Origin of the sequence: Paenibacillus sp. SSG-1 (assembly GCF_002224835.1) — a bacterium.
GTDB classification, from domain to species: domain Bacteria; phylum Bacillota; class Bacilli; order Paenibacillales; family Paenibacillaceae; genus Paenibacillus_AQ; species Paenibacillus_AQ favisporus.
Genome location: NZ_MBRK01000001.1, coordinates 569,476 through 579,992, shown reverse-complemented (window position 1 = coordinate 579,992; position 10,517 = coordinate 569,476). Strand labels below are relative to the sequence as shown.

At 54.5% G+C, this 10,517-nt stretch carries 11 protein-coding genes; 6 read left to right on the top strand and 5 right to left on the bottom strand.

Annotation, left to right across the window (positions count from 1 at the left end):
- Positions 1-21 precede the first annotated feature (21 nt).
- The 4 genes from BCV73_RS02875 to BCV73_RS02860 form a co-directional block, all read right to left on the bottom strand.
- Positions 22-720, bottom strand: a complete 699-nt coding sequence (locus BCV73_RS02875; protein ID WP_089550070.1) for a sugar transferase — start codon at positions 718-720, stop codon at positions 22-24.
- A 17-nt stretch (positions 721-737) separates the two neighbouring features.
- Positions 738-1,628, bottom strand: coding sequence for a UTP--glucose-1-phosphate uridylyltransferase GalU (gene galU / locus BCV73_RS02870; protein WP_076170786.1), 891 nt, complete (start codon positions 1,626-1,628; stop codon positions 738-740).
- A 252-nt stretch (positions 1,629-1,880) separates the two neighbouring features.
- Positions 1,881-2,570 carry a CpsD/CapB family tyrosine-protein kinase gene (locus tag BCV73_RS02865; protein WP_076170380.1) on the bottom strand — a complete coding sequence of 230 codons (690 nt, stop codon included), beginning with the start codon at positions 2,568-2,570 and terminating at the stop codon, positions 1,881-1,883.
- Positions 2,551-3,303, bottom strand: a complete 753-nt coding sequence (locus tag BCV73_RS02860) for a YveK family protein (RefSeq protein ID WP_089545884.1) — start codon at positions 3,301-3,303, stop codon at positions 2,551-2,553. The genes BCV73_RS02865 and BCV73_RS02860 overlap by 20 nt, the downstream gene beginning before the upstream one ends.
- 375 nt (positions 3,304-3,678) lie before the next feature.
- On the opposite strand from BCV73_RS02860, the gene BCV73_RS02855 reads away from it, so the two are divergent.
- The 5 genes from BCV73_RS02855 (at position 3,679) to BCV73_RS02840 (ending at position 8,933) form a co-directional block, all read left to right on the top strand.
- Entirely contained in the window at positions 3,679-4,149 is a 471-nt protein-coding gene (locus BCV73_RS02855) for a VanZ family protein (RefSeq protein ID WP_089545883.1), read from the top strand.
- A gap of 140 nt (positions 4,150-4,289) precedes the next feature.
- Complete coding sequence (locus BCV73_RS02850) at positions 4,290-6,239, top strand: asparagine synthase-related protein (protein ID WP_089545882.1); 1,950 nt, start codon at positions 4,290-4,292, stop codon at positions 6,237-6,239.
- Positions 6,240-6,254: 15 nt separating this feature from the next.
- On the top strand, positions 6,255-6,380 hold the full coding sequence (locus tag BCV73_RS34720; protein ID WP_105441696.1) for a paeninodin family lasso peptide: 126 nt from the start codon (positions 6,255-6,257) through the stop codon (positions 6,378-6,380).
- 103 nt (positions 6,381-6,483) lie between these two features.
- Complete coding sequence (locus BCV73_RS02845; RefSeq protein ID WP_089545881.1) at positions 6,484-7,395, top strand: aldolase; 912 nt, start codon at positions 6,484-6,486, stop codon at positions 7,393-7,395.
- A gap of 248 nt (positions 7,396-7,643) precedes the next feature.
- Positions 7,644-8,933 carry a phytoene desaturase family protein gene (locus BCV73_RS02840; protein ID WP_089545880.1) on the top strand — a complete coding sequence of 430 codons (1,290 nt, stop codon included), beginning with the start codon at positions 7,644-7,646 and terminating at the stop codon, positions 8,931-8,933.
- 76 nt (positions 8,934-9,009) lie between these two features.
- Here the strand turns inward: BCV73_RS02840 and BCV73_RS02835 are convergent, their stop codons facing one another.
- Complete coding sequence (locus BCV73_RS02835) at positions 9,010-9,351, bottom strand: KGG domain-containing protein (RefSeq protein WP_089545879.1); 342 nt, start codon at positions 9,349-9,351, stop codon at positions 9,010-9,012.
- 143 nt (positions 9,352-9,494) lie between these two features.
- Between BCV73_RS02835 and BCV73_RS02830 the strand changes: the two genes are divergently transcribed.
- Positions 9,495-10,250, top strand: coding sequence for a YqjF family protein (locus tag BCV73_RS02830; RefSeq protein WP_089545878.1), 756 nt, complete (start codon positions 9,495-9,497; stop codon positions 10,248-10,250).
- The last annotated feature ends 267 nt before the right edge of the window (positions 10,251-10,517 follow it).

Here is a 10,517-nt window from a genome sequence, read left to right as displayed (position 1 = left end):
CGTCACCGTATAATATGATCTTTAATAAGCATTCTTTGAACCAGCAAACATCCGGATCGTCATAAAAATAATCTTCCAATCCATCATCACGCCGCGCTGCTCGATATACCGCAAATCCAGCTCCACCATCTCGCTGAAGCTCAGCTCGTTTCGCCCGCTCACCTGCCAGAGGCCGGTGCATCCGGGGATGACCCTTAGGCGCAGCTTATCGTAGCTGCTGTATTCCGCGACCTCCCGCGGAAGGGCCGGCCGGGGGCCGACAAGCGACATGTCACCGCGCACAACGTTCCAGAGCTGCGGCAGCTCGTCGATGCTCGTTTTGCGTATGAAGGCGCCCACCCGGGTGATGCGCGGGTCCTTTTTCATTTTGAACATGGCGCCGCTGATTTCGTTTTGCTCCAGAAGTCCATCGAGCAGCTCCTCGGCATTGGATACCATGGAGCGGAACTTGTACATCCGGAACGGCTTTTCTTCTTTACCGACACGGGTTTGTCCAAAAAAAACGGACCCTTTCGGGTCCTCCAGTTTAATCAGAATCGCAACGATCAGAAACAGCGGTGAGAGCACGACAAGGCCGATCAGCGCAAGGACGATATCCGTCGCTCTTTTAAACGCTTGATAAATGACCCGGGGATTGTCGTTCTCCAGAACATATGGCGAGTACGCGGGCGTACCCTCGAATGCGACATCCGACTCGTTTCTTTGCGGTGTGGGAGAGATCACCACCTATCACCTCACTAGCGATTTATTTTGCCGAGCTGTTCCCGCTCGAGAATATGCTCCATCCCCTGCAGCAGCGGGGTGCGCAGTTCTTCGTACTGCAGCGCAAAATCCAGTGTCGTCATGATGAAGCCCAGCTTCTCGCCGACATCGTAACGCGTGCCTTCGAAATCGTAAGCATAGACGCCCTGGCTCTCGTTCAGCTTCTGAATGGCGTCGGTCAGCTGAATTTCCCCGCCGGCTCCTTCTTCCTGCAGCTCCAGGTAGCTGAAAATTTCCGGCGTCAGAACATACCTGCCCATAATGGCCAGGTTCGACGGAGCCTGTCCTGCCGGCGGTTTCTCCACAAAATAGCTCACTTCGTGCAAACGTCCGAACTTCTCCAAAGGCGCAACCACCCCATACCGGTGCGTCTGTTCGCTCGGAACGGTCTGCACGCCGATGACGGACTTTTCAACTTGCTCGTACTGCTCCACCAACTGGCGGATGCAGGGCACCTCGGACTGTACGATGTCATCCCCAAGCAGCACTGCAAAGGGCTCATTGCCAATAAAGTTGCGGGCGCACCACACGGCATGCCCCAGCCCTTTGGCTTCTTTCTGGCGTATGTAGTGAATCTCCACGTTGGAGGACCGGCGGACTTCGTCCAAAAGGTCAAACTTCCCCTTGCTGAACAGGTTGTTCTCCAGCTCAAACGCATGATCGAAATGGTCCTCGATGGAGCGCTTGCCTTTGCCGGTCACGATAATAATGTCCTCGATTCCGGAGGCCACCGCTTCTTCTACGATGTACTGAATCGTCGGCTTATCGACGATCGGCAGCATTTCCTTCGGCATCGCTTTGGTCGCGGGTAAGAACCGGGTTCCAAGCCCCGCGGCGGGAATAATCGCTTTTTTCACTTTCCTCATCTCATTCACTACCCATCTTTTATATTTTTCTTTGTACCCCAGATGCATGCTGTGTATGTAGAAAACCTAGCTATATGCTCTTCGCAAACAGGGAAAAGACCATAGCTCCATTTTCTAAAAAACAGGGCATTCAACCCGTCCTCACATCACACCCTCGACAATGAATGTCTAAGGTCCATAGGACCCACAGCGTGACCGAGTGCCTCCAGTGATAAAGGTGCAGTAGGCATTACCTTCTTGAAAAACATGTCTTTATTGAGCCTGCATACCGTAATGGTCCGCAGCAAAGGCCTGCTGGTCGCGGCTGCTTCGGTTAAGCACCAGCCCCAGCATGTTGGCCTTCACATGATCCAGCTGTTCCTTGGCCGCCCTCAGGTGGCTCCGTTTGACCTTGCCCGCGGCAACCACCATGATGACGCCGTCGCATAACGCACTCGTAATGACGCCGTCCGACACCGCAAGCACCGGCGGCGTATCGATGAGGATGACGTCGTACTCCTGCCGAAGCTCCACCAGCATGTCCCGCATGGCGGCTGAGTCCATCAGCTCTGCCGGGTTTGCCGGCACGGGCCCGGCCGTCAGCAGGGATAAATGGTTGATGCCCGTCTCCTGAACGGCCTGCTGTACCAGCACGTCTCCGGCCAATACCGTACTCAACCCGTGCCGGTTGGAAAGGGAATAGATGTCATGCAGCGCCGGTTTGCGCATGTCCGCGTCAATCAGGAGCACCTTCCGGCCTTCCATCGCATAAGTCACTGCCAAATTGCTGACCGTTGTCGTTTTGCCTTCGGAAGAGCGCGTCGATGTGACCATGATGACCTGATGCGCCGCGTCTTTGGGGGAAAAATGAATTTTAGTCCGGAGCAGCCGGTATGCCTCGGATACCCGGGAGGTTGGATTCCCGGATACGACCAGGGCTTCTTTATTGATTGAGCGTCGCATACTTGCCTTCACCTACTTTTTGATTTGGTATACTTGTGCCGCTTCGGGTTTTCAAATCCGCCCGGTTCATTTCGCTGATGACCGCAAGCACCGGCATGTCCAAAATTTCCGCAGCCTCGGCCTCCGTTCTCACCGTATCGTCCAGATAGTCAAGCAGGAAAACCAGTCCGACGGCGAGCATCAGGGAAACGACAAAGCTGATCAGCATGTTCATGACCGGGTTAATGTTGATCGGTCCTGGGGTGGCCTTGGTGTCGGCTTCGCTAAGAATCGTAATGTTGTCCACGTTCATAATGCGGGGAATCTGTTCCTTAAACACCATGGAGACAGCATTGACGATTTTGGCCGCCCGGGTATAAGACGGATCCTGATACACCAGGTTCATGACCTGCGAATCGTTGGCTGAAGTGACCGAGATCATCGCTGCAAGTTCACCGGGCGATGCTTTCAGATCGGGATATTTTTGCACGACTTTGTTCATAATGGCGGACGACTTGATGATTTCTTTATAGGAGTTAATGAGGAAAATGCTGGTCTGGATCGTTCCGGCATTGAGGCTGGCCCCGCCGTCCGCGGAAGCGGATTGGTTAACGATCAGTTTGGCGTTGGCCTCATAGACCGGCGTCGTGAGGTAGAGGCTTTTGACTCCGGTAGCCGCAACGGCAATAACGACAATCGCCGCGATTAACCACCACTTTTTTACAATGATTCGAAAATACTGTTTAAGCTCCATAAACACGCTACCCCCGCTAATCATTTTTCAACTGCAGTTGTGGGTCACACCTTACCGATACAGTATGTATTATTCATCCTACACTTTAAGATACAAAATGTATCATGTCAAGCAAATGACTCTAATTTTTTTCGAAAAGCGACATGATTATGCAGCGAAAAACCGCTTTCATCCGCATTTCCATGCATATTCAGACAGTTAAAATCCGCATTTCCTTTCCGGGCGTTAAAAAAATTGACGGCCTGCAAACTTGAAATCCGAAATATGCTGCTATATACTTGCCGAAAAAAGTTACACTTTGTATCGTAAACACGCCTTCTCTCATCTCAGAACGAACACATATATAATGGAAGCGCTTTAAATGAAGGAGGAATTATGCGCATTTTTCTCACCGTGACGTGGGCGGTCTGCCTGTTCGTCTTTACTTGTTCTTTCGATTTCAACGCCCTTCTCCACCATCACCAGGCGGATTTCCGGCTGAACCCCTCACCCGATTGGAGTGAGCTGCTCAAGCTTGATTTACAGTGGTCGAGCGAGGCCTGGATCAACCGAAAAATCGGGCATTTTATCGGTTTCTTTCTATTGGAACTGCTCTTGTCCAATTTGCGCGGCTCGAAGCTTGCCGTCATGACGGCGATCTTGTACGCAGCGTTAACCGAGGTTCTTCAGCTGTATTTTTTTCGAAGCGGACGGATTTACGACATCGTGAACGATACGTTCGGCATCCTCTGCGCTTACCTGTTCGGCCTTATGCTCCAGGCTTATATCAAGCGGACAAACCGTGCCAGAACGGCAGCACGGCCTCCGCGTTCAGCTCTCCCATCCGACAAAAAGCAAACCAGGTAAACTTTCCTCATCCAAATTCACTAAATTTCGCACGTTGAAAAAATATGTTGATACAATATGTATACATGTAGTATGATACAGAAGAACTAGATACATATTGTCGCAAATCGTTTGAACGGTACATAACGGAGGAAGATGTCATGAGCGCAATTGCGGGGATTTACCGGTTTAGCCAAGACCCCTTAGACGTCAGCGCCGGAGCGCCCATTATGGAGTCACTGAAACGGTATCCGGCAGACCGGAGTTCGGTATGGCAGCAGGGCCATGTGTGGTTCGGTTGTCACGCCCAGTGGATCACGCAGCAGTCTGCCCACGAATTGTTGCCCTTCTATTGCGCAGAACGCAGGCTGGCCATTACCGCCGACGCCATCATCGATAACCGGGATGAGCTGATGGATGGGCTGCAGGTCCCTACCCGTGCAAGACAAGCCATGACGGACGGGGAAATTCTGCTGCTCGCTTACGAAAAATGGGGAGAGTCGATGCCGGAGCGTTTAGTCGGCGACTTTGCTTTTATGATCTGGGACGGGAACAAGCAGATGCTGTTCGGAGCCCGGGATTTCTCCGGCGCGCGAACGCTCTATTATCACCGGAACGGGGAACAACTGGCCTTCTGTACGGCCATTCGCCCGCTGTTAGCTCTGCCGTATGTTCACCAGGAGCTGAACGAACCTTGGCTGGCCGAGTTTCTGGCCATCAGCGGGGTTTTTGAGCCGCCGGACTTATCTACAACGGTTTACCGGCATATCGAGCAGCTGCCGCCTTCGCATACACTCACGGTCCGCAGCCGCCAGGTGTCCGTCTCCAGATACTACAGCTTGACGGAGACTTCCCCCCTGCAGCTTAAGACTTCCGAAGAATATCAGGAAGCTTTCCGCGACGTGTTTAACCGGGCCGTTACCTCAAGGCTGCAGCGGACAAGCCGAATGGTCGGGGCTCATTTAAGCGGGGGACTGGATTCCGGATCGGTTGCCGGTTTTGCGGCCAAAGCGCTGGAGCGTGATCACCGGAAACTGCATACGTTCAGCTACGTTCCCGAAGACGGCTTCGAGGATTGGACGCCCAAGCGGAGACTGGCCGACGAAAGGCCGCTCATCCGTCAGACCGTCCAGCATGCGGGCAACATCGAGGACAGCTACCTCAGCTTTAACGGCCGCAGCCCGTTTACGGATATCGACCACTGGCTGGATATTATGGAGACACCCTACAAATTTTTCGAAAATTCATTCTGGCTTAGAGGAATTTACGAACAGGCGCATGAGCGCGGGGTGGGCATTCTGCTGAATGGCGCAAGAGGAAATTACAGCATCTCCTGGGGCAACGCCTTGGACTATTATGCCAAACTGATGAAGAAAATGGCGTGGGTCCGCCTTCGTGGGGAGATTAACCAATACAGTATGAACATTGGCGTAGGACGCAAACGCATCATAGCCGAGCTCTGCAAGCAGGCTTTTCCGCTTCTAAAACGCCGGCATGCCGCCTCATCCGCCAATGAATTTCCGCAGCTGGTTAACCCGGAGTTTGCCAGACAGGCCGGCGTTTACGACAAGCTGACGGACAGGCAGTTCACCGAAATCGGATCGGGCGAAGACCTTCCCTCCGACCCGGTGGAGGCGAGAAAGTATCATTTTGACAGCTATAACGTATGGAGCACGACAGGAACGAGCGTCAGCAAGCTCTCGCTGCAGTATCCCCTCTGGGCGCATGATCCGACCAACGACCTGCGCGTCATCCGGTACTGCCTGTCGGTACCAATGGAGCAGTATGTGCAGAACGGCCTCGACCGCGCGTTGATCAGACGCTCTGCCCAAGGCTACCTTCCCGACAACGTCCGGCTGAATCAGCGGCTCAAGGGGATCCAAGCGGCCGACATCCTCCACCGGATGACTCCGCACTGGGCGCAAATGATCCGGGAGCTGGACCAACTGTGCCGGGATTCCCGCATGCAGCAGGTGCTGAACATTTCTGTCGTACGCGAAGCACTTGACGAAGCCAGAAACGGGATGCACCCAAGCCAGGCCTACAGCCCTGCCATCAAGGTGCTTATGCGAAGCTTGATCGTGTACCGCTTTCTGGAGCGGAACTTTTGAAAGGAGGTGAAATCGATGAAAAAAGAATGGACTACACCTGAACTGGAAGTATTGGAAGTCAGCATGACGATGGCTGGCCCCGGAAAAGGCAAACCGGACTCTTTCCAACCGGACCCGGATGATCCTGTCTTCTACAGCTAATCCCAATTCATAACCGAGTGATCAGGAGCAGCCCTTGGTCCCAATTATATGGGGTAAGGGCTGTTCTTATATCCACATTCTTCTGACGAAGCGGAGAAAATATATGATCAAACCAGCGATATATACAGCCTTCGGGCTTAGGATAGAAAGTGAAATCCCGCTGCCCGAGCTCCGGCCGGCCTTGCATTTCGGCCAAGATATCCAGGTGCGGATCGGCTTCGCCGACCTTGACGATGCCTGGGCACAGCGGGAAACACCCGTCAACAAATTCGCCGTAAGCGAGCAGCAGGTGATGTTCCGGATTCCGAAGCTGGCCGTGTTCAGCGCAGAGAACGGAACCGACATTTACGTCTCGCCGGAGGCAGAAGCGGACGAGGATCAGATCCGGCTGTATGTCCTCGGTACCTGCATGGGTGCTATTCTGATGCAGAGGAGAATTTTGCCCCTGCACGGAAGCGCCGTCGTCATGAACGGCAAGGCTTACGCCCTGGTCGGCCACTCCGGACACGGCAAGTCTACGCTGGCATCCGCCCTGCTGCAGCAGGGATGCCAGCTGCTGACCGACGATGTCATCGCCGTTACGATGGATTCGGAGCAGATTCCGCTTGTTGCCCCTGCCTATCCACAGCAGAAGCTTTGGCAGGACAGCCTTGACACGTTTGGCATGGACGCGGGCGGTCTCCGTCCTCTGTTCGACCGGGAAACGAAGTATGCGGTTCCGGTTCTCGCTAAGTTTGCATCCGAACCGATTCCGCTGGCTGGCGTTTTTGAACTGGTCAAAACAGACTGCGAGCAGCCCGAGATCCGGGAAATCGGAGGCTTGGAGCGCCTGCCCCTTCTTTACCGCCATACGTACCGCAGCTCTCTCCTCGCGGAGAGCGGTCTAACCCCGTGGCATTTTGAATGCACAACCCGCCTGTCGGGATCCGTGAATATGTATCAGCTGCAGCGTCCCCTGGATCAGCCTACGATCGGCAGATTGACCGAGATGGTTCTGGATGTTATTGGAGGCTGAGCAATCCAAATTCATACCGGGTATCGCCATCGCCGATCCATGACCAAGCCCTTTTTCCCCACTCCCGGGAGCAGGGCTTTTTTGTTGCTGCAGGAATGCAATCATCCCCTCTTTCATCTGATTTTCCGTACCATCCCTGCTGAGGCTCTTCAAATAAATCCTCCATGACCCCATTGACACGTTACCATAAAGTAACATATATTATATGTGACTAATTGGTAACGAATTTGAAAGGAGTGTACTTTATAATGAAACTAAATATGAACATGACTATGGAACACCCATTTTATGATATTGCTGTAATCGGCGGCGGGCTGACCGGTCTGACCGCAGCGATTTATGCAGCTCGGTCCGGGCGATCCGTCATACTGCTTGAAAAAGACAGCCGCCTAGGCGGCTTGGCCCAAACCGCCAGAATCGGTGGAGCCTTGTTTAATTACGGTCCCCGCGCCATGTACGAAGGAAGCGCTGCGCTGCGGATTTTGGAAGAGCTCGGCTGCAAACCTTCCTTGGGCAGCGGGACGAAAAATGCCATGTACGGCATTCTGGATGGGAAGCTCATCCATGCCGCCCAGGAGCTAAGTCCCGAGGAGCAGACGGAATGGAGTACGCTCATGGGAAGCCTGAACCGGATCGATCCGGAACCAATCCGCTCGATCAGCATAAAGGAATGGGCGCTGGGGCATGTCCGTTCCGACCGCGTCCGCCAGTTCTTTTACGCCATGTGCAGACAGTGGGCCTACGATGACGACATGGAGCGGTTAAGCGCAGGTTACGTTTTGGAACAGGGACAGCTCGCCAGCCAAGGCGTCCGGTATGTGCTTGGGGGCTGGCAGACGGTCATCGACAGCCTGCAGCGGGAAGCCGTCCGGGCCGGCGTTGTCATCGCCGCAGGTGCCGAAGCTGCCCAAGTTGTGCATGAGCAGGGAACGGTCACCGGTATCCTTCTGTCCGAAGGGACCCTCCTTAGAACAGGCAGCATCATCGCCGCGGCCGGACCGCATGCGGTCAGCAAATGGCTCAAGGGTTCCGGCTTGCACAGCCGTTCGCTGGAAGTCTGGAAGGAGCAGTCTCACCCGCTGTACGTTTCCTGCTTGGACGTCGCTTTGAAACAGGTGCCCCATCCGGATCGGGCGTTTGTTCTCGGACTGGATGAGCCGTTCTATTATTCGAACCATTCGGCAGCGATCCCACTTACAGACGACGGTTCCCAGGTGATCCATGTGATGACATACCACGGCTCCAGTCCTGCCGGTGATTCCGAGCTGGTCCTGCGGCGCCTGAAGGAAAGGCTTGAAGCCATTCAGCCGGGCTGGGAGCGGGCGACCGCCGCCGTCCGTTTCTCCCCGAATCTGCTTGCCGCTCATGCTTCCCGGCCTGCGCTGCGAAGCGGGGGTGCTCCCGCACCGGGACCGGCCGTTCCGGAAATTCGCGGGCTGTACGTCGCCGGCGACTGGGTGGGCCGCGATGGGCGCCTTGCCGATACCGCGATGACGAGCGCCAAACTCGCCGGTCTGACGGCCGCGGACATAGATTGACGCGCCATGTAATAGTAAAAAGGACCTCCCCGAAGGAAGGTCCTTTTTATTGTGGTTCATCTATCGTATCGACTGATTAAGAGTTGTCTCTTTGACGGGCCCGGGCCTCTCCGCCCTTGCGGCCGGCTTCCTCACGGCTCATTTTGCCGTCCCTGCCATCGCTATCGTTTCTCGCTTCTCCGCCTTGCCGGCCGATTTCCTGATAAAATTCGCGGTCATGCGAGTCTGATGTCGCCTCGCCGCCCTTACGGCCGATTTCCTCATAGAACTCACGGCCATGGGAATCTGCCGTCGCTTCGCCGCCTTTTCTGCCGATTTCTTGATAAAATTCCTTGTCATGCGTTTTGGCGGTTTGCTCGCCACCCATACGTCCGGCTTCTTCGACGGTCATCTTACGGTTATCTTTGTTATTTGCCATTTCGAATCACTCCTTCTAGGGTTTTGAGTGTTGCGCTTGCATTCATTACTTACCCGTGCCCCTGGATATGAAACATCGTATTTGTGCATAGATGGGTAATAACGATACGTAGCCCCTGCCCAAACCGCCGAGAGGAGAGAACCATGAAAAACCGCAGCATACTAGAGCAAACGAGCCATCGTCCGATACCTATGCCAGACGGGCCTTGGGTCATGAAGCAGGGTTGGAACGACCTGCTTTTCGCCCATTGGCCGGTAGAAGAACACAGCCTGCTTCCCCATATTCCCCCCGGCCTTGAACTTGAGCGATGGGAAGGAAGGCCGTGGATCAGCGTCGCCCCGTTTCTGCTGGATCCGCTCCGCTTGCGGGGGATGCCGCCCGTACCGGGGACCCGGAAGTTCCTGGAGCTGAACGTTAGAACGTACGTGAACTGCAGCGGCAAACCCGGCATTTGGTTTTTGACGCTGGAAGCGTCGAATCCGCTGGCGGTCGCGGGTGCCCGCATGCTGGCCCGCCTGCCCTACCGCTACGCCCGAATGCAAAAGAGCCATCAAGAGGGATTCATCCAATATGTCAGCGAAAGGGATCGCGGGCATGGAGAGTCCCCGGCGGTATGGAAAAGCCGGTATCGCGCGGTAAACCCGAAGGTCTATCATGCCGAGCCCGGGACCCTCGTCCATTGGCTGACCGAGCGGTATTGTCTGTATTCCGCCGGATCCGACGGTGAGCTCCGAATCGGGGAGATTCACCACCTTCCCTGGCCGCTCCAGGAGGCCGGACTGTGGATCGAGGAAAACAGCCTGACGGCCTCGTTCGGCTTGGTCCACGACCCGGAGCCGGCGCTGCTGACGTATACCCCGCGGCTGGAGGTACTGCTGTGGCCCGTGCTGAAAATATAAATGGCCCTTAACAGTGAGTACGAGAATAGGAGCCAGTAAAAACAAAGAGGCACTCGGGCTGACCGCAGCATTGCGATATGAAGAATATCGCAATGCTGTAATGCGCTGTGCCGTAATGCGGAAAACCGTATTGTGCATTACTGTATAGTGCACTACTATATAGTGCATTACCGTATTGCGAATTACCGTTACCGCAATTACTACAATTCAGCAATTCAGCAGTTCAGCAATTCAGCAGTTCAGCAGTTCAGCAATTCAGCAATTACA

Coding starts and splice junctions, on each gene's coding strand:
- BCV73_RS02860 (WP_089545884.1), bottom strand. CDS start 3,303: ATGGAGCTTAAACAGTATTTTCGAATCATTGTAAAAAAGTGGTGGTTA.
- BCV73_RS02850 (WP_089545882.1), top strand. CDS start 4,290: ATGAGCGCAATTGCGGGGATTTACCGGTTTAGCCAAGACCCCTTAGAC.
- BCV73_RS02845 (WP_089545881.1), top strand. CDS start 6,484: ATGATCAAACCAGCGATATATACAGCCTTCGGGCTTAGGATAGAAAGT.
- BCV73_RS02830 (WP_089545878.1), top strand. CDS start 9,495: ATGAAAAACCGCAGCATACTAGAGCAAACGAGCCATCGTCCGATACCT.
- BCV73_RS02840 (WP_089545880.1), top strand. CDS start 7,644: ATGAAACTAAATATGAACATGACTATGGAACACCCATTTTATGATATT.
- BCV73_RS02835 (WP_089545879.1), bottom strand. CDS start 9,351: ATGGCAAATAACAAAGATAACCGTAAGATGACCGTCGAAGAAGCCGGA.
- BCV73_RS02865 (WP_076170380.1), bottom strand. CDS start 2,570: ATGCGACGCTCAATCAATAAAGAAGCCCTGGTCGTATCCGGGAATCCA.
- BCV73_RS34720 (WP_105441696.1), top strand. CDS start 6,255: ATGAAAAAAGAATGGACTACACCTGAACTGGAAGTATTGGAAGTCAGC.
- galU (WP_076170786.1), bottom strand. CDS start 1,628: ATGAGGAAAGTGAAAAAAGCGATTATTCCCGCCGCGGGGCTTGGAACC.
- BCV73_RS02855 (WP_089545883.1), top strand. CDS start 3,679: ATGCGCATTTTTCTCACCGTGACGTGGGCGGTCTGCCTGTTCGTCTTT.